This window comes from Wolbachia endosymbiont of Nasonia oneida (assembly GCF_009012935.1).
Taxonomy (GTDB): domain Bacteria; phylum Pseudomonadota; class Alphaproteobacteria; order Rickettsiales; family Anaplasmataceae; genus Wolbachia; species Wolbachia pipientis.
This window is the reverse complement of the sequence record NZ_QESS01000003.1, coordinates 98,002-124,820: the sequence shown is the minus strand read 5'-3', so window position 1 is coordinate 124,820 and position 26,819 is coordinate 98,002. Positions and strand designations below refer to the sequence as shown.

General features: G+C 35.0%; 20 protein-coding genes, 1 tRNA gene and 3 pseudogenes. 7 read left to right on the top strand and 17 right to left on the bottom strand.

The window, feature by feature from the left end:
• Positions 1–165: 165 nt before the first annotated feature.
• The 6 genes and pseudogenes from DEF52_RS07010 to DEF52_RS02405 all read right to left on the bottom strand — a co-directional run bounded on the left by DEF52_RS07010 (position 166) and on the right by DEF52_RS02405 (position 6,570).
• Positions 166–1,252, bottom strand: a pseudogene (locus DEF52_RS07010) (IS3 family transposase).
• Positions 1,253–1,598: 346 nt separating this feature from the next.
• Positions 1,599–1,856: a hypothetical protein gene (locus tag DEF52_RS06240; RefSeq protein ID WP_010962372.1), complete on the bottom strand. Its 258-nt coding sequence runs from the start codon at positions 1,854–1,856 to the stop codon at positions 1,599–1,601.
• Between the two features lie 93 nt (positions 1,857–1,949).
• Entirely contained in the window at positions 1,950–4,337 is a 2,388-nt protein-coding gene (gene gyrB, locus DEF52_RS02420; protein ID WP_151807753.1) for a DNA topoisomerase (ATP-hydrolyzing) subunit B, read from the bottom strand.
• A gap of 216 nt (positions 4,338–4,553) precedes the next feature.
• Entirely contained in the window at positions 4,554–5,162 is a 609-nt protein-coding gene (locus tag DEF52_RS02415) for an SCO family protein (RefSeq protein WP_151807752.1), read from the bottom strand.
• Between the two features lie 44 nt (positions 5,163–5,206).
• Positions 5,207–5,902 carry a DNA polymerase III subunit epsilon gene (dnaQ, locus tag DEF52_RS02410; RefSeq protein WP_151807751.1) on the bottom strand — a complete coding sequence of 232 codons (696 nt, stop codon included), beginning with the start codon at positions 5,900–5,902 and terminating at the stop codon, positions 5,207–5,209.
• Between the two features lie 17 nt (positions 5,903–5,919).
• Positions 5,920–6,570: a Tim44/TimA family putative adaptor protein gene (locus tag DEF52_RS02405; protein ID WP_151807750.1), complete on the bottom strand. Its 651-nt coding sequence runs from the start codon at positions 6,568–6,570 to the stop codon at positions 5,920–5,922.
• A gap of 164 nt (positions 6,571–6,734) precedes the next feature.
• On the opposite strand from DEF52_RS02405, the gene secB reads away from it, so the two are divergent.
• From secB to putA, 3 genes are all read left to right on the top strand, one after another.
• Entirely contained in the window at positions 6,735–7,238 is a 504-nt protein-coding gene (gene secB, locus DEF52_RS02400) for a protein-export chaperone SecB (RefSeq protein WP_006279761.1), read from the top strand.
• Between the two features lie 14 nt (positions 7,239–7,252).
• Complete coding sequence (acnA, locus tag DEF52_RS02395; RefSeq protein ID WP_151807749.1) at positions 7,253–9,847, top strand: aconitate hydratase AcnA; 2,595 nt, start codon at positions 7,253–7,255, stop codon at positions 9,845–9,847.
• Between the two features lie 134 nt (positions 9,848–9,981).
• On the top strand, positions 9,982–13,122 hold the full coding sequence (putA, locus tag DEF52_RS02390) for a bifunctional proline dehydrogenase/L-glutamate gamma-semialdehyde dehydrogenase PutA (protein WP_151807748.1): 3,141 nt from the start codon (positions 9,982–9,984) through the stop codon (positions 13,120–13,122).
• 141 nt (positions 13,123–13,263) lie between these two features.
• Here the strand turns inward: putA and DEF52_RS02385 are convergent.
• From DEF52_RS02385 to DEF52_RS02350, 8 genes and pseudogenes are all read right to left on the bottom strand, one after another.
• Positions 13,264–14,399 (bottom strand): annotated as a pseudogene (locus tag DEF52_RS02385) (transposase).
• A gap of 266 nt (positions 14,400–14,665) precedes the next feature.
• On the bottom strand, positions 14,666–15,010 hold the full coding sequence (locus DEF52_RS02380; RefSeq protein ID WP_006279756.1) for a DMT family transporter: 345 nt from the start codon (positions 15,008–15,010) through the stop codon (positions 14,666–14,668).
• Positions 15,011–15,026: 16 nt separating this feature from the next.
• On the bottom strand, positions 15,027–15,341 hold the full coding sequence (locus DEF52_RS02375; protein ID WP_010082606.1) for a DMT family transporter: 315 nt from the start codon (positions 15,339–15,341) through the stop codon (positions 15,027–15,029).
• Between the two features lie 99 nt (positions 15,342–15,440).
• A complete protein-coding gene (locus DEF52_RS02370) occupies positions 15,441–16,547 on the bottom strand; it encodes a D-alanyl-D-alanine carboxypeptidase family protein (RefSeq protein WP_151807747.1) in 1,107 nt (368 codons plus the stop codon).
• A gap of 851 nt (positions 16,548–17,398) precedes the next feature.
• Entirely contained in the window at positions 17,399–18,157 is a 759-nt protein-coding gene (locus tag DEF52_RS02365) for a cell division protein FtsQ/DivIB (RefSeq protein WP_015588843.1), read from the bottom strand.
• On the bottom strand, positions 18,138–19,091 hold the full coding sequence (locus tag DEF52_RS02360; RefSeq protein WP_151807746.1) for a D-alanine--D-alanine ligase: 954 nt from the start codon (positions 19,089–19,091) through the stop codon (positions 18,138–18,140). Before DEF52_RS02360 ends, DEF52_RS02365 begins: the two co-directional genes overlap by 20 nt.
• A gap of 89 nt (positions 19,092–19,180) precedes the next feature.
• Positions 19,181–19,966 (bottom strand): hypothetical protein, encoded by a 786-nt coding sequence (locus tag DEF52_RS02355; protein WP_015588845.1) that lies wholly within the window; start codon positions 19,964–19,966, stop codon positions 19,181–19,183.
• Positions 19,967–20,159: 193 nt separating this feature from the next.
• Entirely contained in the window at positions 20,160–20,534 is a 375-nt protein-coding gene (locus DEF52_RS02350) for a ferredoxin family protein (protein WP_141456813.1), read from the bottom strand.
• 61 nt (positions 20,535–20,595) lie between these two features.
• Between DEF52_RS02350 and dprA the strand changes: the two genes are divergently transcribed.
• Complete coding sequence (gene dprA / locus DEF52_RS02345) at positions 20,596–21,684, top strand: DNA-processing protein DprA (RefSeq protein ID WP_151807745.1); 1,089 nt, start codon at positions 20,596–20,598, stop codon at positions 21,682–21,684.
• A gap of 213 nt (positions 21,685–21,897) precedes the next feature.
• On the opposite strand, the gene DEF52_RS02340 is transcribed toward dprA, so the two are convergent.
• A complete protein-coding gene (locus DEF52_RS02340) occupies positions 21,898–22,626 on the bottom strand; it encodes a triosephosphate isomerase (RefSeq protein ID WP_151807744.1) in 729 nt (242 codons plus the stop codon).
• A gap of 24 nt (positions 22,627–22,650) precedes the next feature.
• Positions 22,651–22,723, bottom strand: a tRNA-Thr gene (locus DEF52_RS02335).
• Between the two features lie 78 nt (positions 22,724–22,801).
• On the opposite strand from DEF52_RS02335, the gene rsmA reads away from it, so the two are divergent.
• The 3 genes and pseudogenes from rsmA to DEF52_RS07005 all read left to right on the top strand — a co-directional run bounded on the left by rsmA (position 22,802) and on the right by DEF52_RS07005 (position 26,268).
• The gene (rsmA, locus tag DEF52_RS02330; protein WP_151807784.1) at positions 22,802–23,614 is read left to right on the top strand and encodes a 16S rRNA (adenine(1518)-N(6)/adenine(1519)-N(6))-dimethyltransferase RsmA; all 813 of its coding nucleotides are present in this window, start codon (positions 22,802–22,804) and stop codon (positions 23,612–23,614) included.
• Positions 23,615–23,730: 116 nt separating this feature from the next.
• On the top strand, positions 23,731–25,224 hold the full coding sequence (gene guaB / locus DEF52_RS02325; RefSeq protein ID WP_065095043.1) for an IMP dehydrogenase: 1,494 nt from the start codon (positions 23,731–23,733) through the stop codon (positions 25,222–25,224).
• A gap of 63 nt (positions 25,225–25,287) precedes the next feature.
• Positions 25,288–26,268, top strand: a pseudogene (locus DEF52_RS07005) (IS3 family transposase).
• 93 nt (positions 26,269–26,361) lie between these two features.
• On the opposite strand, the gene DEF52_RS02305 reads toward DEF52_RS07005, so the two are convergent.
• Positions 26,362–26,580 carry an ankyrin repeat domain-containing protein gene (locus tag DEF52_RS02305; RefSeq protein WP_010962434.1) on the bottom strand — a complete coding sequence of 73 codons (219 nt, stop codon included), beginning with the start codon at positions 26,578–26,580 and terminating at the stop codon, positions 26,362–26,364.
• Positions 26,581–26,819 lie beyond the last annotated feature (239 nt).

Sequence of the window (26,819 nt, the reverse complement as noted above, 5' to 3'; positions counted from 1 at the left end):
ATAAATCGCAAATAAAAAAGAAAATTAAACCTTGTTTTTCTTTTTTCGTTGGGAATGTTCAAAAAAGTGTGTCAAACCGAAAAAAAAGTAATAAATTGATATAAAAAAAATGGAGGTTTGACTGACCTTACCCAGAAAAAGTGGAGAGAAAGTTTGGAATGTTTTTCACAAAGAGAATGATGAATCAAAATGCTCAGGAATGCAATAGTTAATAGTGACGTTGTTTGTTATAAAAAATTTCTATATATTCAAATATAGCAGTTTTGATATGCTGTTTAGAGTGCCGAGAGGTGTCTATTGGTAACTCCCTTTTTAGAGAACTGAAGAAGCTTTCCACAACAGAATTGTCGTAACAACAACCTTTATAACTCATCTATGTTTTTTATGGATAAGAGATATTGATAACCTTGCAAAGTATATTGTGAACCTTGATCACTATGTAATAGTAGATTTTTGGCAGGTTTACGCTTGTTAACGGCCATTAATAAAGAGTCCATAACCAATTGTTTATTTATTGAACTGCTCATTAACTACCATGCGTGAATATAGATCGATTATTGTTGCCAAATATAGCCATCCTTCTTTGGTTTTTATATAAGTAATCCCATACTTTATTTGGTTGATCGACAATAAAGTTTTGGTCTAATATATTGGGAGCTACTGTCCGTTTGTTGTTTCTTAATTTTAAATTTTCTTCTCAATATAGCCTGAATACCATTTTTCTGCATAATACTTTGCACTGTTTTTAAGTTGCAACTTTTACCCAAAGCCTTCAATTCAGCATGAATTTTAGGAGCTCCATATCTACATTTAGAAACTTGATATATTTTTTGAATAGCTGCGAGTAGCTCTTTATTTGCTGATTCTCTACTGCTTATTTTTCTTGTGGTCCACTTATAGTAGCCACTAGCAGAAAATCCTACATAATTCCTGTACTTTATAGCAGTTACTATATAAAAAAATATTTTACTCTTTTTGACTGGCCAGGGCTTTTTTTTAAATGTCTCTTTCCCTTGTTACTCTTGCTTTGTAAATCAAACCTCTCTTTGTCGTAAGGAGCCATGTTACCTCTACCTGGAAATGCATCTGCTGCCGACTTTTTTTCGTTGTGTTTCTTTATCCATTTTCCTAATAAACCACCCTTTATTCCTAAATCCTTTGCTATTTTTGTAATTGTTTGACCTGCCTTTCTTTGTTCATTTGCCAGTTTAACAGCTTCCAATTTGAATTCTGCCGTATATTCTCTTGCCATTTCTAATCCTCCAAAATTTTATTTTACCCGAAAAAACTCCTTTCTTTCTCTCCACTTTTTCTGGGTAAGGTCACTTGGCAACAGTTGCTCTACTTTCTCCTTCATCCAATGCTTCCATTGCTTCCATTGCTTTTTTCCTTAAGTCGTAACTATACGCTGCTGGCATACAAACCCCTCTACCATAAATCCATTCTTACCTTATTGGGATTATTATGAGAAGAGCTATAACTCTATGGGAGGGAAGCAAAATCTGGGATTCGGCCTTAATGGCATTAGCGTTGCATCAGCTTCACCCTCCCTGTGAGGTATTTTAGCTCTAATGCCTCACATCATAAAGATACAAGTGTCAAGCTACTTGGATGACAGGGGAGGGAGGCACTGGGATGACAGGAGAAGGTAGTGGGATGACACCCTGACAACCGTCATCCCGCTGCTTGTTAGCGGGATCTAGAGATACCGCGAATGAATCGCGGCATGACGTAGGACTGCTTTCATTCCAGTGCTTGACACTGGAATCCAGCCTTTCTGCAATCTCATCGAAAACGTTGTAACCACTTTCTATGCTAGTTTGCTTGTGAGCAACCTGGATTCCAGTGTCAAGCACTGGAATGACACCGTTATAAAGGAACCAGTGTCAGCTACTTGAATGACACAGTCTTTGCTTAAACCCGTAACGTTCGTACATTTTGCTAAAAGTTCAAATATCAACATCATGCACATTAAGTGCATTGCTATTAATAAAATCACGGCGTGGTTCAACTATATCACCCATTAATATTGAAAATATGGAATCAGCTTCTTCACAATCTTTTATTTCAACCTTTAATAAAGTTCTAGCCTCAGGATTTAACGTAGTATCCCATAGCTGATCGGCATTCATTTCACCGAGACCTTTAAATCTCTGCAGAGTTAAACCCTTTTTACCATAGTCCATTATTATTTTTGCAAGCGTACTTGGAGAAGTGATTCTTATTTCAGTTTCTTGTGACTTTAAAAATGAATCACCATTAAATAAATTACTTATACCATCAAGCAAACTTAATATGTTTTGCATATCTTTGCCTTCAAGCATACTAAGTGCAAATATATATTTGTCTGCCAATCCTTGAAACAATTTAGAGATATGAATTTCTTTTTCTTCATCTTTTATTTCCACTTCCCAAGTGTATTCGCTGTACATTAACTTCAAATACTTTAATATCTCATCAGCCGATGATAGAGCATTCTTTTTACTTAAAATTAGCAATGACTCTAAGAGATTTTGTGGTATTTCTCTATCATAATTTTTGCTAATATTAGAAGTGCTAACGCATTTATTCAAAATAAGGCGCAAGTTGTTAAATTCTGTAGCTGTACCACTTAGTGTTAATCTTTTAACTGCTGAGTTTATTATATACTCTTCAAAAGTTTCGTCATCTTTAATATAAGTGTCTTTGGCATTCTTTGTAACTTTATAGAGGGGTGGCTGTGCTATGTATAAGTAACCTTTTTCAATAACTTCACGCATATGTCTAAAAAAGAAAGTTAGAATCAAAGTTCTTATATGTGAACCATCAACATCTGCATCTGTCATGATGATAATTTTATGATATCTAGCTTTTTCAATATCGAAGTGTTCACTCCCTATTCCAGCACCAATTGCAGTAATTAAAGAGCCTATTTCTGCAGATGAAAAAATACGATCTAAACTTACACGTTCTACGTTTAGAATTTTTCCTCTTAAGGCAAGCACTGCTTGTGTTTTACGATTACGCCCCTGCTTTGCAGTACCACCTGCTGAATTACCCTCTACTATAAATAATTCCGATAACTCAGGAGCTTTTTCCTGGCAATCAGCAAGCTTTCCTGGCAGAGTTGCAATATCAATATTGTTTTTGCTTTTAACTAACTCTCGTGCTTTTCTTGCGGCTTCTCTTCCTTTTGCTGATCTGATTGCTCTTTCTACTATACTTGCTGCCAATTTGGGATCAGTTTCAAGGATTGTGCTCAATTTATCAGAAACTATACTTTCTACAACTGCACGTGCTTCAGAACTAACTAGTTTATCTTTTGTTTGTGAAGAAAACTTAGGATCAGGCATCTTGAGAGATAAAACACAAGTTAAACCTTCTCTAACGTCTTCTCCAGTTAAATTTACTTTTGCTTTCTTTAAGAACCCTTCATTAGTTGCATAGGTATTGATACATCTAGTTAGTGCAGATCTAAATCCTGCCAAATGCGTACCACCATCTCGTTGCCGTATATTATTAGTGAAACACAACATATTCTCATAGTAGGAATCATTCCATTCCATCGATATTTCCAAGCTGATGCCAAGATCTTCTGCATCTCCTTTCATACTGGCAATTTTAGTTACATGTGTCTTATTCTTATCTAAGTACCGCACAAAATTCGCTGTACCAAAATTGTCTTTAGATTGATTGCTCTGATTGAAATGAGACTCTGTATATGGTTCATTGCGCAGATCACGTAAAGTAATGTCGATATTTGAATTTAAAAATGCTAATTCTCTTATACGACTTTCAAGCGTTGAGTAACTGAAATTAATGCCATTAAAAGTCTCTGTTGATGGCATGAACGTGACTTTAGTTCCTCTTTTATTTATATTTTCGTTGACTACCTTTAAAGGTTCAATAGACTCACCATCTTCAAAACGCATAAAGTGTTCTTTCTTATTGCGCCAAATAGTTAATTCCAACCAGCTTGATAATGCATTCACAACTGAGATTCCAACACCATGTAATCCCCCAGAAACTTTATAGGTATTACTGTCAAATTTACCACCAGCATGGAGTTGAGTCATTATTACTTCTGCTGCTGATATTCCTTCTTCTTCATGAATGTCAGTTGGAATGCCACGACCATTATCAGTTACAGATACTGAACCATCTTTATTTATGCTAACTTCAATTTTATCACAATATCCAGCTAAAGACTCATCTATTGCGTTGTCAATAACCTCATATACCATGTGGTGCAAGCCAGATCCATCGTCAGTGTCACCAATGTACATACCTGGACGTTTCCTTACAGCATCAAGACCCCTTAAGATTTTTATTGCATCGGCATTATAACTATTTTCCATGGTATTGCTTCGTTTATGAATGTTAATTAATATTACATTCATATATGCTGATTAGCAACATTTTTAAACTGATAACCCATATTAAAAGCACAACTTTACGAATGTTTATTTTTGAAGACAGCAAATAGTGTCATTCCAATGTGTCTTCCAGGTGGAGATTAAATTATAATGCTCATGCAGTTGCGTGCTCGGCTAATTAACAGAAAAATCTATAATTCAGTTTACGTATTTTCTTATCTCAGCCAAAATCTTATCAGATTGACTTTCGTCTGAATTTAAATCAGCTGCAAAGTGTGTAACATATCTTCCTTCAGGGCCAATAAGATATATTATCGAAGAATGGTTGATTTCTTCTTCTCCACCAACTTTGCTAGCGTATACTTTATACTTTGCAATTACTTCGTCTATTTTTTCTCTTTCACCAGTTAACATTTGTATTCTATGGTCAAATTGCTGCTGAAATTCTTTGAGTTTTTCAGTGCTATCGCGTTCAGGATCAACTGTGATGAAGAATGTTTGTAGCTTGTTGTTAGTTTTCTCATCTAACTTTGCAAGTGTTTCTGAAATTATCCCAAGGTTCATAGGGCAAATTCTTTTGCATGAGGAAAACCCAAAGAAAATCATCATGTATTGATCTTTAAAATCACTACTGCGCAGGATCTGTCCGTCCTGATTAATTAAAGAAAAATCTCCGCCTATCTTAACTTCTGCGTTGTGAATCGCTGCTGGGGCAAATATGCCTTTTTTGGTGAAATAACAATAACCTAAAAAAACAACTGCTAATGCTACTAGCATATTAGATAACAATCTTATAAACCTTACCATTAGAATGCTCTCAGTAAAATCAAATTGTATCTTTATTGGTTAACCTATTCAATATATTTATTCCAAAGTGTATTGTTAATTTTGTCTAACAGTTTTTTATGTTCATCAATTTCTTCACTATTTGGTGAATGTTTTCTGGGCGTTAGATTACGCACTTTATGCTGAACGAATGTGGAGTTACTGTCCTGATTGCATTCATTATCAAACAGAAAGGTTTGTAACCCTCCTGTAAGTTCAACATATACCTTTGCAAGCAATTGAGCATCAACTAGTGCTCCGTGCAATTCTCTATTCTCTAGCGATATATCAAAACGCTTACATAATGCATTCAAAGAAGCAGGTGATCCTGCGAATTTTTTCCTCGCAAGAGGTAATGTATCTAGCACTCTGTCTGAGGAAATTAACCTAGCATTCAGCTTGCTTAACTCCATGTTAAGGAACTTAACATCGAATTCAGCGTTGTGAATTACCAAAATATCATTAGATATAAAGTCAAGAAATTCAAGTGCAACATCTGAAAATAATGGTTTATCTTCTAAAAATTCTTCACTAATACCGTGAATCTTAAACGAGTGATAAGGTATATCTCTTTCTGGGTTAAGGTACCGATGGAATACTTTACCTGTTGGAATGCGGTTAATTAATTCCACACACCCTATTTCAATAATTCGATGACCAGATTCAGTGTCAAGACCTGTCGTTTCAGTGTCAAGTACTATTTCGCGTAGCTTGCTTTCCATTTCAAATAAAACTCATCTTACTTATCATTTGTCTTATCGTTACTTGTCTTTTTATAGTGAATAGAAACAAGCAACCAGCTTGGGTCTGATGAATTAACATTTTTTTTGAATTGCCATACATCCTCAACTTTATTAATAGTGGATGTACTACCTGATATGATATCCCCTTTATTATTCTTAACGAAGTTAATTTGCTCTGAAAGGAAATATACTGCAATAAACACTACATTTTTTACTAGCTTTATTTCTAAAATCTTTTGTGAAACGATAGAAACAATTATAGACTCGTGTATCTCTTTACGATGTTTAATCTTCTCTACGAAGTTGTTGTATAAATCTTTATCCAAGAGAGATTTTAACTGGGACAGATTTCCTTGATTGAAATATTTTATTATTAATTCAAAAGCTATGCTTGAACCTTCTATAAAGTGGGAAATAGAAAAATCTTTGTTTTTTTTTAATATTTGTTCATAAGTAACTTTTATTGAATTTTCATCATTGCTATCAATGTAACCCTCAATGTTTTCTACTACATCTTCTCTACTTCGGCTTACATCCAATACATTAGTTAGCTTTTTTAGGTTGAGGTTGGCTGACCTTCCTAAAGAATTATACAAACGTGAAAAAATGAACGCCGCTAATAAAGCATATATTACAAGCTCTATCATAGTAACTCAACTCCTTGGCATATAAAGTATCCGAACATTATTAATTATTAATGAAAATATGTTTTTCATATCAACTTATAATCAGGTTTGCTATTCGTTTGTAAATGAATATATTATATAAGAAAGTATTAAATATCTCAACTTAATTAAAGGAGACGTAAGAAATGCCACAACAAAAAATGAGAATTCACGGTCAATATGTTAAAGATCTATCATTTGAGAATCCGAATTCGCCATTCCTTTCTTCTAGTAAAGCTCCAGATATTAATGTAATGGTTAATATCAATTCAGCAAAATTAGAAGGGACGAAAAACAAAGAAGAAGTGAATGAAGAAAAATCTTTTCATGAAATTACTTTGCATATAGAAGTCAAAGCAACGGTAAAAGATGAAGGCATAAAAGATGGTGTAGCTTTCATTTGTGAGACGAAATATTGTGGCATTTTTTCAATAGAAAATTTAAAAGAGTTGAGTGAGGAAGAGGTAAGACAAGCTTTGTTTATTGGCGGACCTACTTTTCTTTTCCCTTTTGCAAGAGAAATAATTGCAAGAGTTACAAGTAGTGGTGGATTTCCCCCACTGATGCTAGATCCTATAGATTTTGAAACTATGTATGAGCAGCAAGGTCAACAACAAAAAAGTAACGGTAGTAATTCCAATTTTAACTAATATAGTGTGATAGGATGAACAATTCTTTAAATGCAAAAACGACTTTAAACATTGACGGGAAGTCATACAACTATTTTAGCCTAAGTAGTGCTAGTGAATTTTTAGGAATAGATGTGACTAAATTGCCTTGTTCACTTAAGGTTCTGCTTGAAAGTTTATTGCGCAATGAAGATGGAGTAAACGTAAAGCTAGATGACATAAGAGTACTAGCAGACTGCGTTAATAAACACACTAATCACGAAATTAGCTATAAACCAGCAAGGGTGTTGATGCAAGATTTTACAGGGGTTCCTGCTGTTGTTGATCTAGCTTCAATGCGGGACTATGTTAAGAAAAATGGAGGAAACCCAAGCAATATAAATCCGTCTGTACCGGTTGATCTTGTGATTGACCATTCTGTTCAAGTAGATAGTTATGGAAGTGTTTCCGCATTCAGTAAGAATGTTGAGTTAGAAGTAAAAAGAAATTTGGAGAGATATCAATTTTTAAAGTGGGGAGAATCGTCCTTCACAAATTTTAGAGTAGTGCCGCCTGGCACAGGGATTTGCCACCAAGTGAATCTTGAATATTTAGCGCAAGTTGTGTGTAATAATGATGGAGTCATATATCCTGATACTTTAGTTGGTACTGACAGCCATACTACAATGGTTAACGGATTATCAGTTCTTGGTTGGGGTGTTGGAGGCATAGAAGCTGAGTCTGTGATGCTTGGTCAACCAATTAGTATGGTGATTCCAGAAGTAGTTGGATTTAAATTAATTGGCAGATTGTCGGAAGGAGTAACTGCGACCGATTTAGTGCTGACGGTTACCAATATCCTAAGAACAAAAGGCGTTGTTGGTAAGTTTGTAGAATTTTATGGTGATGGTTTAGATTATTTATCTTTGGCAGATAGAGCCACTATAGCAAACATGGCCCCGGAGTATGGCGCAACTTGTGGATTTTTTCCAATTGATCAAAAAACGCTAGATTATTTAAGCTTAACCGGAAGGCCAGAAAAGCTGATTAAGCTAGTTGAGGCTTATGCGAAAGAGCAAGGACTGTGGCGTAGTAGTGACGAGTTAGCATTTTTTGACGCACTAGAACTTGATTTATCGAGCGTGAAGCCAGTAATGGCTGGTCCTAAAAGACCACAAGATAAGGTTTTTCTTTCACAAGTGGCAGAGTCTTTTTCTAAATCATTTTCAGTTAATGAGTCAAAGGAAAGCGATAAACTCCAAGATGGAAGTGTAGTTATTGCAGCAATAACAAGCTGCACTAATACTTCAAATCCAAGTGTGATGATTGCTGCAGGTCTTGTAGCTCGTAATGCAATTAAACTTGGATTAAAATCAAAGCCTTGGGTTAAAACTTCTCTTGCTCCAGGGTCACAAGTTGTAACAGAATATTTAGAAAAGTCTGGATTGCAGGTAGATCTAAATGCTTTGGGTTTTAATCTAGTTGGATATGGTTGCACAACTTGCATTGGGAATTCTGGTCCACTCAATAAAGATATAGAAGATGGCATTAAAAACAAAAACTTAACCGTTGCTGCAGTTTTATCTGGCAATCGTAACTTTGAAGGAAGAATTCATCCGTTAGTCAAAGCTAATTACTTGGCATCTCCGCCACTTATTGTTGCATATGCACTTGCAGGCACTGTGCAAATTGATTTGACAAAAGATCCTATATGCAAAGATAAGAATGGAAGTGACGTATACCTCAAGGATATATGGCCAACAAATAATGAAATCGAAGATTGTGTTAAAAATGTGGTAACACGTGAGATGTTCATACAAAAGTATAAGGATGTTTTTTCTGGTGATAAACATTGGCGAAAGATAAAGTGTGAAAAAAGTGAAATCTATAATTGGGATGCAAACAGCACTTACATACAAAATCCGCCTTATTTTGATAATTTATCACCTAAAAATAATAAAATCGATATAAAAGGTGCACAAATATTGGCAATGTTTGGCAATAGCATAACCACTGATCACATTTCCCCTGCTGGAAATATTGCCTCAAGTAGTCCTGCAGGTATATATTTAAAAAATCTTGGAATTGAGCCACAGGACTTTAATTCGTATGGATCTCGTCGTGGTAACCACAATGTAATGATGCGTGGCACTTTTGCTAACATTAGAATAAAAAATGAAATGGTTAGCACCGAAGGTGGATATACAAAATATATTCCTTCTCAAGAAATTATGTCAATTTTTGATGCAGCAATGCGTTACAAGGAAAATAATGTACCTCTAATCATTGTTGCAGGAAAAGAATATGGCACAGGTTCAAGTAGGGATTGGGCAGCAAAGGGTACTTTATTGTTGGGGGTTAAAGTTGTCATTGCAGAAAGCTTTGAGCGTATACATAGGTCCAACTTAGTTGGTATGGGTGTTCTTCCACTTGTATTTCAAAATGGAATAACCAGAAAGATATTTGATGGTAGTAAGGTAATAAGCATAAAAGGTGAAATAGTGCCAGGTGGAAATCTAGAATGTATCATCAAAAGAAAGGATAATTCAAGGCAATCAATTCAACTCAAATGCTGTGTACAAACCGCAACTGAGACTAAATACTTGATGTGTGGTGGAGTGTTGAGCTACATACTTGCACAATCTTTTTGATTTAGTGAAGTTATTGCATGGACTTCTTTTAGCCAGCCCTGATCCCTTTGTAAATAGCAATTTGCTCTGCGCAAAGTTATGATATAATTTCACCATACATATGGTGTCGGAGTATTTTTTGGAGATAATTATATATGATAAGCTCTATACAAGAACCTAATGAACTCAGAAAACGTTTACAAGAATTTTATCGTACTGATGAAAAGAGTTATATACGTTATCTTGTAGAAAAAGCAGAGCTTTCGGCTGATTCAAAAAATAGAATTTATAATATTGCAAAACAAGTTATTGAAAAAATCAAACACAATAAATTAAGTATTGTAGATTCCTTTATGCAGCAATACTCGCTTTCCAATGATGAAGGAATAGCGCTTATGTGTCTTGCTGAGTCACTACTTAGAATACCAGATGATTATACAATAGACGAGCTAATCAAAGATAAAATTGCCAATCAAGAATGGAGTAAATATTTAGGATATTCTTCTTCATTGTTCGTCAATGCTTCCACGTGGAGTTTAATGATAGGTAGCAGTATATTGAGAGATAATGAAGGCGATTCGAAGTTCTATTACGCAATTTCTAAGTTACTTAAGAATTTAGGAGAACCGATCATTCGCAAAGCAGTAAAACAAGCAATGTCTATGCTTGGTAATCATTTTGTTGTTGGAGAAACCATAGAAGAAGCTTTAAGGTACGCAAAACTAGATGACAATAGTAAGTTTTTATACTCTTTTGATATGCTTGGCGAAGCTGCTCACACAACTGAGGATGCAGAAGAGTATTTTAATTCGTACATGCACTCAATAAAAGCTATAGGTGAATCCACTGAAATAAATGATTGTTTTAAATCCCATGGAATTTCAATCAAACTTTCTGCTTTACACCCACGTTATGAATTTAGTCAATTTGGCCGAATTGCTGGTGAGATATTCACTAAGGTTTTAGAGCTCTGCCGCGAGGCAAAAAAATACAACATTTCACTATGCATAGATGCAGAAGAAACAGAAAGGCTTGAAATTTCCTTAATCTTGTTTGAACAATTACGGCTTGATGAATCACTTTCTGAGTGGGAAGGGCTCGGCTTGGCTGTACAAGCATATCAAAAACGTGCTTTATCTGTTCTTGACTTTGTAGAGGATGTTGCTATTCGATCAAAGCACAAAATTATGGTGAGGCTTGTAAAAGGTGCATATTGGGATTCAGAAATCAAGTGTACGCAAGAATTGGGATTAAATGATTACTCAGTATTTACAAGAAAAAGCTATACTGACGTATCTTACCTCGTGTGCGCACAGAAACTTTTGAGTAAACCAAACAGCTTTTACCCATGCTTTGGAACTCATAACGTCTATACTTTTGCTTCTATCATGGAACTTGCTGATAAAAACCACCCTGGATTTGAATTTCAACGCTTACATGGAATGGCAAAAGACTTATATGATTATGCAATGTCAGAGCTTGCAACAAATGTTAGCTGTCGTGTCTACGCACCCGTTGGGGAACATAGTGACTTGTTGCCTTATCTTATAAGACGCCTTCTTGAAAATGGAGCTAATAGTTCGTTTGTTAATCAAATAAGTGATCCTAACGTTAAAATCGATGAGTTAATTTCAGATCCACTGGAAAAAGCTATAAATTTTAATTATGAACCTCATCCAGGCATTCCATTACCACAAGATATTTTGGGACCAGAAAGAAAAAATTCCTTGGGGATGGATATTAGTGATTCTGTGATAGTCTCACAATTTGCAGATGATATAAAGGGTTTTAGTGAAAAAAAGTGGCAAGTTGGACCAATAATTGATGGAAAAGCACTATTTGATAATGCTGAATTTATCGAAGTAGTGAATCCTGCACATTTGGAAAATGTAATTGGAGAAGTGTCAAGTGCAACAAGCGATCAAGCTTTAAACGCTCTTGAAATAGCACATAGTGCTTTTGCTAAGTGGCAGAATGTTTCAGCAGAAGAGCGCGCTAAATGCCTTGAAAAAGCTGCAGATTTGCTTGAGGAAAGGATGAAAGAGTTAATTTACATTCTGATTGTGGAAGCAGGAAAAATTTTATCCGATGCAATAGCAGAAGTAAGAGAGGCAATCGACTTTCTGCGTTATTATGCAATGATAGCAAAAAATGAACTGAGCGACTGGAAAAAATTGCCGGGCCCAACAGGTGAAGATAACTTCATCTTTTTTGAAGGCAGAGGAGTTTTCTTATGCATATCACCGTGGAATTTTCCGCTCGCTATCTTCATTGGGCAGGTCTCAGCTGCACTTGCAGCAGGTAATGCAGTGCTGGCAAAACCGGCAGAGCAAACGCCGATTATTGCCTACGAAGCTGTTAAGATACTACATGAAGCTGGGATACCAAAGAATGTGTTACACCTCATTCCTGGGGATGGTGGATATTTAGGCAAAATATTAGTTCCAGACAATAGAATTGCCGGAGTAGCTTTTACTGGCTCAACACAAACTGCTCAAATAATCAATAAAATGCTTGCAAATAGGAATGGTCCTATCGTACCACTTATTGCTGAAACAGGAGGGCTCAATGCTATGATAGTTGATAGCTCTGCTCTCTTAGAGCAAGTGACTACGGATGTTTTGCTTTCTGCGTTTCGCAGCGCTGGCCAACGCTGTTCTGCGCTTAGAGTGCTGTTTATTCAAGAGGACATAGCAGAGAAGCAGATAAAAATGATATGCGGTGCAGCGCAAGAACTCAAGATTGGTGACCCAATACAACTTAGTACTGATATTGGTCCAATAATTGATAAAGCATCTATCGATATGCTCACTCAACATACGCAAAAAATGTCAGAGGATAAAGATTCAAATCTGTTATTTAAAGTACCCATGGATACAAATTCTCATAATGGTTATTTCTTTCCTCCATATATTTATGAGATACAAAAAATTTCGCAATTAAAGCAAGAAGTATTTGGTCCTATTTTACATATCATACGTTTTAACAAGTCACAATTAAATGAAGTTATAAGTGATATAAATAGTACTGGATATGGGCTTACGTTTTCTTTGCAGAGTCGTATACAAAGTCAAATTGACACTATAAGTAAAAAAATATCAGTTGGAAATGTCTACATCAACCGTAACCAGATAGGTGCAGCAGTTGGGATACAACCATTTGGTGGTAGAGGACTATCTGGCACTGGGCCAAAAGCTGGTGGTCCTCATTATTTACAGCGTTTTTCTACAGAAAAAGTTGTAAGTGTTAACACTACAGCATTTGGTGGTAACACTACACTTATGTGTTTGGATTAATTTGCGGGCCCTAATTTTTCTTACCCCTAAACTAGACGTTCGTGCAGTTATGTACACAGCGCTAAAATCCGAAAAGGACCAGCTCATGCACTGAAATAAATCGTATCCGTTCAGCCAATGGCGTCAACTTAAGAACTTTCATTAGCAAACTCTCCTAAAGACATGATGGCGTTTAGGCTTATCTACTTTATTGCGGCTGTCCCGGTCGGATTTTAACTTTAGCGCGTATACTTAAAAAGGGCTTGAAAGTTTTTTGGCGCAATAAGTACCTGATAGAGTTTCTGCCTCATTACACCAAATAAAACTGAAAAATTTAAACGATACTCAGTAATTTGATCTGGGTTCCAAGGCCCTTGTGCATCACATATATGAAGCGATAATATATTGCACATGACCAAGTTTGCCCAAAATTCTTGTAATACAGCCTCTCCAGAAAAATTCTCTAACTCTGCTCCTACTTTGAGTCGTTTATAGCACTCCTCTATGTGCCACCTTAACACATAAGCTTTGCTCCAAAGTCTCGGTCAAAAACTCTGTTTCTCAGTTGGCTAATGTCAGCACTATAACTCTTACTTTCTGTCCTTTCATTTTATTTTTTAGCTTTTCATTTTCTAATATAAAATCAAAATCTAATTCGCCAGCGTTCCCATAGCTTACTATAATTTCTTTTTTGCAAGCGAAAAATAAAATCTACTTCCAAATCATAATGCTGCTGAATGAATTTTACTGAAGACGATCATAGATAAATAATAATTTCTCTTGATTTAATAAACGCATTTGAGTGATAACTTCGGGTAATTGCTCTGCCGCCAACGTTTGTTCACCTATATTCCAAGCTGCAAGACGAGCACTGCAAATCAATGAAGTACACAAATCAACAAACAAATTGCCAATGGTGCCTGTTGTTCCATTTGGTTCAAACTCGGATACAATTTCCCCAGAGCTGGGTAATCTCATACCAGAACCATCTGCTGCAATAAGTCTATAGCCTCTCCAACTCAGGTTCATCCTGATAGGCTGTTTGGATGCTTAAATTCTTGAAAGCCTGTATGGCAAATCTTATACCTTGCTTTAGAAAAAGCTTGCTTTGAGGGTACATGTCAATGGCTCCATAAGTTCACATTCTATTCCCAAACTTTTTTTAACTAACTTTAAAATCATAGAAAATACTGTCGAAAAAGCTTGTTCGTGTAAAACTCAACACAATGGATTTTCTGAAAAGTTTTCGAGTATATTGCATTTTTAATTTGTAGAATAAGGTTTTTTCCTTTTTGCATGTTTCACCTAAAAAAGACACATTTTAAACTTTTTTGTTGCAATAAAATAGAAACAAAAGTGCTGTCCCTTGCACTCTTTGGATAATTTAATGATAAAAAATTTGGAGAGAAATTTTATACACAATCTCTGACATTTTTCCTTAAGTTGACGCCATTGTGTGAACGGTTACGGTTTCCCGTCTTCACCATGCTATATAGAAAAAAGTCTGGATTCCAATTTGCATGACAATATGGAGTATCTGCTTCTTTCATCCCAGTGGGATCTTTTATTCCATTTTATCAACAGTTTGTTTTGCAGTATCAAACAATTTTAATCCTATAATCCCGAATGTAACTAAAATAAAGCATATTACTTCGAATAAATTAACTGGTTCATCAAATAGGTAAACTCCAAGTATCGAAGCTCCTATAGCGCCCACTCCAGTCCAAATTGCATAGCATACTCCGATAGGTATAGAACGTGTAGCGAGCGAAAGTAAATATGTACTAAGAGCCATGGAGAGTATGCTAATTATTGATGGTACGAGATGAGTAAATCCATAACTATGCTTAAGTGTTATGACCCAGAACACTTCAATTAGTGACGATAAGAGTAAATATATCCAATTCATGCATAAATTTTTAGGTTTAAATAGAGAGCTTCAGCCCTATGCTTCCTATTACAATTAAAACGATACATAAAACTTGAGATAAATTAATATTCTCTGTGAAAGTGGTTGCACCAATTATAGTTATTCCAATTGTGCATATTCCAGAGGAAACTGCATAGCATACTCTAATAGGTAGAAAGCATGCTGCAAGAGATAAAAAATAAATGCTAATGATCATAATTACCAATGTTGCAATCGAAGGCACAACTTTAGTAAAACTGTTACTAAACTTTAGTGTTACAGCCCACAGTATCTCTAGGATACTAGACAGCAACAAATATAACCAGCACATTTTCGTAACACTTCAATCTTGTATTGTAACAGAAATTGTTAGTTAAAACTACACTAAAGTGCAATAGATCTCTCTTTCGAAATTGCTTTAATATCAAACTTAAAACAACATCCTAAAAAACTTTTCTACGAAATTCAATTCCTGCACGTCATTTGCTGCATAAAGTGGTGTAGTTTGTTGCTCAATACCTGGTATTTCTACAAAAACTTCGCCCACTTCTTGACCTTTTTTAATGGGTGCAGGTATCATATCTTTATATTCAATACGCACCTTAATTTGGTCATGCAATTTGCGGTTGTAAGTTATGGTAACATCGTTTGCAACTGTAATAGGCACTTTTTTATCTTTTCCATAGAGAACATTTACTTCCTCAACTACGCTATCCTTAGCGAATATTTTCTTGGTGTTAAAATGATTTAAGGAGTATTGTATCAGTCTTTTTGCTTCTTCTATTCGCTCTTTCTCAGTGTTTAAGCCATTTACGACAGCAAAAATTCTCCTATCATTTCGTTTTGCAGATGCTACAATGCCGTAACCACCAGCATTTGTATAACCGGTTTTTAAACCGTCAACCCCAATGTCGTGAAAAAGTAGAAGATTTTTATTCTTTTGTACAATTTCATTATATGTCAAATATTGTTCGGAAAATAAATCATAATATTCAGGAAAATCGGTGAAAATCCTTTTTGCCAGCATTACCAAGTCTTTTGCGTTCATAAAATGATCTTCATCTGGCCACCCGCTTGAGTTGACAAAATGACTGTCATTCAGATTCAAATTTTGTGCAACTTCATTCATTTCAGCCACAAAATTCTCTTCTGATCCTGCAATGCCCTCGGCTAGTGTTATGCAGGCATCATTGCCTGAGACTATTGTAATTCCTTCAAGTAATTCCCTTACTGTAACGGATTGACCTTCTTTCAAAAACATAGAAGAGCCTTTTCTTTCCCACGCTTTTCTGCTTACTCGAAATTTATCCTCCATGTGTATTATTCCAGCTTTTAGATAATCGAAGGCTATATATAAAGTCATTAGCTTGCTCATTGAAGATGGGGCCATTTTTTCATCAGAATTATGGTCAAAAATGAATGAGTCTGAAGCTAAATCTAAGACTACTGCTTGCTTTGCTTTGGTTCTAAACTGGTATGAGTATGAAGAAAAAGGAAGTATAAAAACTAATAGCAAAATTACCAATCTGCTTAACATATCTATAATTTTAAATTTATAGTGTACTAATTAATAGTATAATTTTACAGGGGCATTTCAATAGATCTCTTGCATAAAAATTCCTTGACACATTTCGCCAGCCCCCTTATCATGAAACTGAAGCTATTTATTTATCTTCTCTGTACAGATTAAATGACAAAAAAACTCACGTATCTGGCGTCTCATGTTTAATTTTTTGCACTATGTGCACCTTATGTCTTTATAAAATTTCTAGGTTTTTACCTAATATAAGCTAAAATGCGCTTATAAAGCATTTAAAACATAAAAAAACGCCAACTTAAAAAATGGATAGTGAATAACTAGCTACCCTAGGGTTTCTTTTGCCTTTTTTTCTGTTTAGTAAATTTCTTAAACATTTATGACTAAAGGTTAGTTGCATTAAAAAGCAGCTAAATCGCGGTTATTAAGCGTTTAGAATAAAAAAACGCCATACTTGAAAGTATAATGTAAGTAATTAGCCAACCACGGGGCTTCTTTTGCCTTTTTTTTCGTTTGGTAAATTTCTTAAATATTTATAGCTAAACGACAACCGTCATCCCGCTACGTGTTAGCGGGATCTCTTGTTAGCGGCTGAGATACCGCGAATGAATCGCGGTATGACGGTTCGTGACGGTATGACGGTTCGTGACGGTATGACGGTTCGCGGTGACATGACGATAACCTCGTCATCCCGCTACGTGTTAGCGGGATCTATGTTAAGGTATGGCGGTTAAATAAGGGATCTATGTTAAGAGATACCGCGAATGAATCGCGGTATGACGGTTCGCAGCGGGATTCCAGTGTCTGGGCACTGGGATGACAGGAAAAGGGGCTACTTGGATTACAGCAGATCACCTCTTCACAAAAATTTTATCAGTAATACGCATATCAATAATACTCCAATCGCTGAAAGTAAAATCAGTTGTATTGTGTAAGTGGTTTAAATAGTCCCATGCACTATAAGGGTTATCTTCAGGCAGTTTTACTGTGGAATCGTTATCAAGTATGATATTCCATCTTCTATTCCCTATATAAGCAAAAGAAGAAATGTGGTCTCTTAATTGAGTTTTACTCTCCAACACATCTCTAACAAATTCTAGGTTTGATAACGAGTTTTGTCCTTTAATTACAACAAGATCATCTACTAGATAGTCATCTACGATCACTTTACCTTCAAAATCAATTACCGAGGTTTTGTTATTATCTTTCCAGAGAGCAAACGGTTTATGCTCATCTATATTAATGTGTAGAGTATTGGGCAAAATTCTGTGAACTCTTACGTGTTTTATCCACCTGCTTACGGATTGTATGTTACCGGCAAGTTTTGAAAGTGATATATACAGGATAGGTTGCGTTCTATCTGTCAAACTTAGAATATCCTTTTTGTTTGTAAATTTATTGCCGCTCACGACTACTTCGTCGATTGAAAATCCACTACTGAGTAATAAACTAGATAGGCAGTCATTATACCAAGTAAAGTAGTAATTAAATCGATTTATTATTTTATCAAGTGAGCTGTAAAGTATTAGCGTAAGAAAAAGTGCTGTGATAATAACCAAGGCACACTTACGCAAAAAACTCCTTTGGCTTCTAGTAATACTGCTCAACATGACTTAAATCCCTAATATTTTTGTGCTGCAAACTATCTTCAATAATAATTTTAACTAATTCATTAAAATCGATTCCTTTTGCCAATTTTGCAATTTCTGGCACTAACGATAGCTCAGTAAAGCCAGGATGTGTATTAATCTCAAGCATTTTTAAAGTGTTATTTTGGGGATTATAACGGAAATCTGAGCGGGAAATAGTTTTGCATCCTAAAAATTGATGAACTTTCAGTGCGTGTTCCAAGGTCATTTTATATATATTGTTAGGAATTTCAGCAGGAAATATATGTTCTGCAAATCCATCTGTATACTTTGCTTCATAATCATAGAATTTATTTTTTGGTCGTACTTCTATAGTGCCAATTGCTTCATCCAGCAATACAGCAGTATGTAACTCTATGCCCGGTATGTATTCTTCTACGATCATCTTTTCCATTATAGTAGAACTATTATCTTTCAGTTCTAAGTAATCCTCGTGCGAGAAAATTATGTACACTCCAATACTTGAACCTTCATTAATTGGTTTTAAGACGTACGGATAATCGATTTTAATATTATTTTTTAGTACATCTTCTCGGCTAATTACATAACCTTTTGGAGTGTCGATATTAAGGGATCGAAATATATGCTTTGACATCACTTTATTTATAGCAACGGCAGAAGCCATAACTCCTGAGTGTGTATATTTTATACCTAAGATTTCCAATAAACCTTGAATGCAGCCATCTTCACCATAAGGTCCATGCAGAGCGATAAAAGCAAGGCCCGAATTAATTTTTCTAAGCTTTTCAGCAATGTTGCTGTCAACATCTATTTCTATTGCATTATATGAAAGGCTATCGAGCGCCTTCTTTACTGCTTTTCCGCTCATAAGCGATATTTCTCTCTCACAAGAAAACCCACCACTTAAAATTGCTATAGTTGGAACCATAAGCATTCTATGTTTTACTATATAGCATATATAATGGTTACATTAAGCTTATTAAATACCTACTTTGGCTAACTATAAGACCTTCTTACTTTCCTTTAAGCACTTTTTTTATCCACTTCAAATAGCGTGCTCGGCAACGGTACTGGCGTGTTTGCTGCACCTTTATACTGTTCACAGACAAGCTTTTCTAAATCCTCAGCAGATTGTTCTTTTGCTTCTTCTTTTTTCACTACTCCACTAGTTACTAAATCAATTAAGGCTGTAGTGTGTATTATCATTCGATTATTTAGCTCAAATATCTTTTTTGTATCAAGTGAGGGGTTTCTAATTAAGGCAGATAGTGCATGCATATATTTGTCTATATCAGAAAGACTTTTGCTTGTATCATAGTTGCTAACTAATATATATTCCTTCAAACGCTCAATTTCTTCTGGAGTAAACTTGTAAACTTCATCAAGTTTCCTTATTAAAGATATAGTAAGTATTCTACTTAGAACTCTTAATTCTCTAATAAATTGTACTCCTTCTCCTTCAGGATAAGACATTTCTTCCTTTTTATATTTCTTGAATAATTCTTGATCATAAGACTTCTTAAAATCTGACATTATTGCCAATGCTAACTCTTTTGAACCTAACTTATAAGCTTCGTTGAAGCTGCTTGCGTTGGCATCTTGTGCACCGCCTGCAGTAATTCCACAACTCCAAGAAATCTTTTTAAACAAGCTATAATACTCTTTTATCATCTCTTCCAGCAATATTTTAATATCATCTTCGGTTAACTTTACTGTTGATAATAGATCACATGTTTTTTCAAGATTACCGTTCGCTTGAAAAAGTAACCCTTCAATCTTTTTAATGGTTTCTCTTTTATTTATACTCATAACTTACCCCCAAGATTTAATGCTAACAGCTAGTTTTATAATCAAATATTTCAAAAGTCAATAAGCCTTTTTCCTTAATCCTTAAATTAATCGATACTAATTTATCAGCATAACAACTTAGATAACGCAACTATTTTCAGCAACCAAAAACAATAACCCTGAAATACAAAAAGTTTCTTTTCCTTCAGCAGTATTATTCTAAATTTTCCTCAAAATAAGTTGTTTTATCCTTTTTTTCCTTATACTCTTCTGCTGTATAGAGAGGTTGCTTCTTAGCTGTGATATTTGGCCATTTTTGTGAGTATTCTACGTTTATGTTGTAAAATGATTTGAAGATTTTTTGTTCACTGTTCAGTAACTCTTCATCTAGTTCTAAAATATCTTTTATGGAATCATCAGTTACAATTGCATCCACTGGACACTCAGGTATGCACACTCCGCAATCAATACATTCATCTGGGTTAATCACGAGCATGTTTTTACCTTCATAGAAGCAGTCAACGGGACATACTTCCACACAGTCCGTATATTTACATTTTATGCATTTATCTGTAACAAAATGCGTCATAAAACACTGTATATTTGCATTATCTTGGGTACACTAAATTGATAAGAAATTCAAGTCTTTTATGAAGATAAATAAATTGAACAACAAAGAATTAGAAGTATGGTTAAGCTTGGCTAGAACTATAGGACCAATAAAGTTTTTTAGTATACTAAGAACATATGGATCGCTAGATGAGGTGCTAAAATATCTCAATAGGGTGGCTAATAATAAGGTGTATGGCATTCAAGATGCACGAGAAGAAATCAATAATGCAAAAAGAATTGGAGCTAAAATTATACCCGCATGTGACCCAGATTACCCTGATCTTTTAAGAAATATCTCTAGTTGTCCTCCTGTAATAACTGCGCTTGGTGATATATCATTATTAAGCCGTGAGATAATTGCAATAATCGGTGGGCGTAACTCTTCAATGAATGGAAGAAATTTTGCCAATAAGTTGGCACTTGATTTAAGCGAAGCTGGTTTTGTTATCGTTTCTGGACTTGCAAAAGGAATCGATACTGCAGCAAACAGTGTAATATACAAAAATCATCCCACTATTGCTGTTACAGCAAGCGGAATTGATGTGGTGTATCCAAAAGAGAATTTTGATCTATACAAAAAAATCACTGGGAACGGTGGGTTAGTAATTACTGAGCTTCCATTTGCTACTAAACCAAAGCCTCAGTATTTTCCTCAGAGGAATCGAATTATATCTGGTCTATCGCTGGGTGTTGCAGTGATTGAAGCATCGAAACGTTCTGGCTCTCTAATAACAGCAGATTTTGCTTTAAATCAAGGGAGAGAGGTGTTTGCAGTTTCTGGTTTCCCTTTAGATTCACGCTGTAGTGGTAGTAATTATTTAATTAAAAACGGTGCTAAGCTTATCGAATCCGCTGATGACATAATAGAGAGTATTAGGTTTAGTTTACCTCCGCAGCAAAAAAACCTATTTGATGTTGAGCACTATGCTGTTAACCAAAAACAAGAAAAATTACAACAGGCAAAATCTGTTATAGTTGATCATATTAACTCTGTACCTGTTGACATAGATGAACTTATACTAGCAAGCGGACTTTCTACCAACATAGCTCTAATGGCTCTTTTAGAACTAGAGTTGGAAAACAAAATAGAGCGTTCACCGGGGAATAAAATATCGTTAATTTTCTAGATTACTTTAGCTATACTAGATGTTCGTACAGATATAGCTAAAGTGGCTTAGGTTTACCTACAATTTGAAAAACAACAAATTCGTCATTCCGCTACTCGTTAGCGGAATCTATGCTGAGATACCGCGAATGAATCGCGGTATGACGTAGGGAAATCTTTCTTGGGTTAGCTATATATGCTTGACACTGGAATGATGACATTTATCATAGGATTCTTAGTTGCTGATTTTAGAATTGATAAGAGAAAACTTTTTTTCAACTTGTTGTATAATTTTATAAAAGTGATCGAAATCTAAGCTTGCACTGCCAATTAAAACTCCTGATAAATTTGAAATATTTAACAAATTTTCTATATTTTCTGAACTAACTGAACCACCATATATAATGTGTTTTTTACCAGTACACAATTTTATTACCTCTATCACCTCAGTAATTGCATCATTATTTGGCACATGACCTGTGCCTATTGCCCATATTGGCTCATATGCTACGGTATATTCACCGTGTGTTGGCAAGCGGTTTTTACATTGATATTCTATTACTTCTTTTGTTTTTTCATTCTTATAATCTTCTGAATTTTCACCTACACAGATAATTGGGTGTAAGCCTGATTCTATTGCTATTTCCGACTTAAGTTTTATTTCACTATCTTTTTCATTAGCCCTTTCAGAATGCCCAAGTATTACGTAAGTACACCCTAGTTCTTTTAACATTTCTGCGCTAATTTCACCTGTGTAAGAACCGGACTTTTTCTGATGGCAATTCTGTGCTCCTATATTAATATTATTGTTCAACTCTATACTGCTTGGAAATGATGTAAAAGGAGGGCAAATTACTAATTTAGAGGTAATTTCGTTGCTCTTGTTGTTAAGTTTGCCTATAAAGTCAACAAATGAAGAACGCATTCCATTCATTTTCCAATTTGCTACTATTAAAAAGGACATCAACTTTACTTATATGAGTGAGAGTGCCGGCTGTCGGACTTGAACTGACAACCTACTGATTACAAGTCAGTTGCTCTACCAATTGAGCTAAGCCGGCGTTAAACACATTAATAATATACAATTATCAATGAATTTTAGTCAACTAATTTTTAAAATACTGTATAATGAAAATAATATGAAAAAATTTTTACTGAAGCCAAAAAAGAGTCTAGGGCAAAATTTTATTTTATCGAGTGAGATAACAAAAAAAATAGTCGCTTTAGCTGGTAGTCTGGAGAATTTTAATGTCATTGAAATTGGTCCTGGATATGGTGCATTAACAAGAGAAATATTGGTGCATAATCCAAAGTCTCTACTTTCTATAGAAAAAGATAGAGATTTAGTAAAACACCATGATCAACTGCTAAATGAGCATCAAGGAAAGTATAAAATTATAGAAGCGGATGCACTGCATGTTATAGAAGAAGAGCTGATAGAGCGCCCAGTTAAAGTTATTGCTAACTTGCCTTACAATATCTCGGTAGCGTTATTTTTAAAGTGGTTAAATAATATAAAATTTTTTACGAGTTTGACATTAATGTTTCAAAAAGAGGTAGCAGATCGCATTACAGCAAGACCCAATTCTAAAGATTATGGTCCCCTATCAGTGCTAAGCCAATTACTGTGCGATATAAAAAAGGAATTTGATATTGAACCTAAAGAGTTTTTTCCAAGACCAAAAATACATTCTTCAGTAATTACAGTAAATCCTTTGCCTACCCCAAAGTTTGTAGTAAACTTGGAAACCTTAATAAAATTAACACGTGCTGTTTTTTCTCAAAGAAGAAAGATGCTGAGAAATAGCTTGCAAAATATAACGAACCACGCTGAAACTGTCCTTGAAAACGCTAAATTGAGCGGAAACCAGCGTCCAGAAAACTTAACTATTGAGCAGTTTTGTTTGCTGGCAAATAATGTAGAATGCTTATTTTGCAATAAAATGTATTAGCAACTATATAGCTTTTCTATCTCCTAAAAACAGTTAGAGCTATACAATTAAAGGCTCCTAGCTAATTTTGCCTATTGCAATTTAATTAATTGGCGTATAAGCTTTAAATAAAGCCTATGAAAAAAATGGAAGCTTGTTATTCGTTTGACGATATACTTCTTTTGCCAGCCTATTCTAATATATTGCCTTGCGATGCAGATACAAAAACTTATTTAACAAATAGTATAGAACTAAATATCCCTCTCATATCCTCTGCAATGGATACTGTTACTGAATCGGGCTTTGCAATAGCTATTGCCCAACATGGAGGGATAGGTTGCATACATAAGAATTTATCAATAGATGAACAAGTTTTAGAAGTAAGAAGGGTGAAAAAATATGAAAGTTGGATCGTGTATAACCCAATTACGATTTCACCGGATAAAACAGTTGCGGAAGCAATTTCATTAATGAGAGAGCACAATTATTCTGGCATTCCTGTAGTCGATCAACGCAAGTTAGTTGGAATTTTAACTAACCGAGATGTGAGATTTATTGAAGACCAGAACATGAATGTAAAAGTTTCCGAAGTGATGACAAAAGATAAGTTAGTGACAGTGCGGGAGCAGGGAGTGAATAGTGCCTCAGCAATGAAATTGTTGCATGAAAATAGAATAGAAAAGCTTTTGGTCGTAGATGAAAATTCTTGTTGTATAGGTTTAATTACGGTTAAAGACATTGAAAAATACAATAGATACCCAAATTCATGTAAAGACAGTAAAGGGCGTCTCAGAGTTGCCGCTGCAATTGGCACTGGTAAAAAAGATGGTATAGACAGATGTGAAGCTTTGATCGGAGAAGAAGTTGATGTAGTTGTTGTGGATACTGCTCACGGTCATTCCGAAAACGTTATCAATACCATTAGGGAAATAAAAAAGATGTATCCTAATACGCAATTAATTGGCGGAAACATTGCAACAAAGGAGGCTGCTGAAGCGTTGATTGATGCGGGTGTTGATGCAGTGAAGGTTGGAATAGGACCAGGATCAATCTGTACAACCAGAATAGTTACAGGTGTTGGTGTGCCACAATTCTCTGCAATCAAGAATGTTGCAGAGGCGTGTAGAGCAAGAAACGTCAGACTAATTGCTGATGGTGGGGTAAAATACTCAGGAGATGTTGCAAAAGCTATTGCAGCTGGTGCTGACTCTGTGATGATTGGTTCGATTTTTGCTGGCACTGACGAAAGCCCAGGTGAGATTATTATGTATAAGGGCAGAGCATATAAAGGCTATCGAGGAATGGGATCTATTAGTGCAATGAAACGAGGTTCAGCTAGCCGTTATTTTCAAGATAAAGATTCAAAACTCAAATTAGTTCCACAAGGAGTGGAAGGAAGAGTTCCATTCAAAGGTCCAGCTTCAGGAGTAATCCATCAATTGATTGGCGGATTGCAAGCTGCAATGGGGTATACTGGTAATAGGAATATAGAAGAGATGAAAAAAAATTGTAAATTTGTTACTATTACTGCATCAGGATTAAGAGAGAGTCACGCTCATGATATAGTCATTACACAAGAAGCTCCAAATTATGCTTATCAAACGTCCAATTTGTCAACCGATTCGGAGTAGTCCAGAAAAAGTAGAGAGAAAGTTAAAACGTTTTTGGAGTAAAATAAAACGTTTTTTCAAAATATGACAAATAGAAGAGAATATACAGCAGAATTCAAATTAGAAGCTGTTAAGCTGGTTAAAGAAACAGGTCAAGCAAGTACAAAAATAGCAAAAGATCTAGGTATAGATGGCAGTATGTTAAGTAAGAAAATATGATGGAAAAATGTCTGGAGCATACGCATTTCCAGGCAAAGGCTCCTTATGACAAAGAAAGATTTGATCTAAAAAAAGAGCTAATAAGAGAAAGAGACATCTTAAAAAAAGCCCTGGGCAAAGAAAAAGAGTAAAGTATTCTTTTATATAGAAATTGCTATAAAACACAGGAACTATGTAGGGTTTTGTACTGGTGGTATGGGTTGCTAAGGAAAAAAGCAGTAAAGAATTAGCAAAAGAAGGGCTTCTAGCAGATATTCAAAAAATACATCAAGCTTCTAAATGCAGATATGGAGCCCCTAAAATTCACGCTGAATTAAAAGCTTTAGGCAAAAATTAAAACAGTACAAAGTGTTATGCAAGAAAATGGCATTAAAACCAAGCTTAGACGAAGGTTCAAAAATAAAAAACAGCAAATAAGCAACCGAGTTGTGGCTCCGAACACATTGGATCAAAATTTTACTACTGATCAGCCAAATAAAGTTTGGGATTACCTACATAAAAACTAAAGAAGGTTGTTGGCGGCAATAATTGACCTATATTCACGCATGGTGGTTAATGAGTAACATGATAATTAGTTATAGATTCTTTATTGATGGCCGTTGATAAACGCAAACCCGATAAAAATCTGCTGTTACATAGCGATCAAGGGTCACAGTATACCTCTCAAAATTACCAATTTCTATTGAATACAAAAAACATCATTTCCAGCATGAGCCATAAGGGCTGTTGTTACGATAACTCTGTTGCAGAAAAGTTCACTTAAAAGGGAGCTGCTTATTGATACTTCTCGCTCAACAAACCAGAACTGCCATATTTGAATACATAGAAATCTTTTGTAACAAATAACGTAGACATTCTACTATTAACTATTGCATTCCTGTACAATTTATTCTCATGATAAAAACGTCTTAACTTTCTCTCTACTTTTTCTGGGTAAGGTCAATTTGGGTCTGCACCATTTTTGAGTAATAGTTTTACTTCTTGTGCATTACCATCTTCTACAGCTAGGAATAATTGTTCTTCCTGTGTTTTTACGCGTGTTTCCACATTAGATATAAAAAATAACAATACTAAACATGCAATACCAATAATGCTAATATATTTTATAACTTTTCTCATAAGATATTTTACAATGCTTCTAATAATATTAGATATCATCTATAAAATTAAAAAATCCATGAAAGGGGATGAAAATATGTAAAAAAGTATTATTGATTAATTAAAAACAGATTTTGATTTGATAATACTAATAAAATCGATTTATCTTAAATTTACGTTGATTTTTACCTGTTATTTTTTGTAGTTTATCCAACGTAAATTCCAGGTAAAACAAAGTCGTTATCTCCAACCGTTACAACCAACTCTCCTTCTTTAATTTTTATTTGATTAGGTGTATG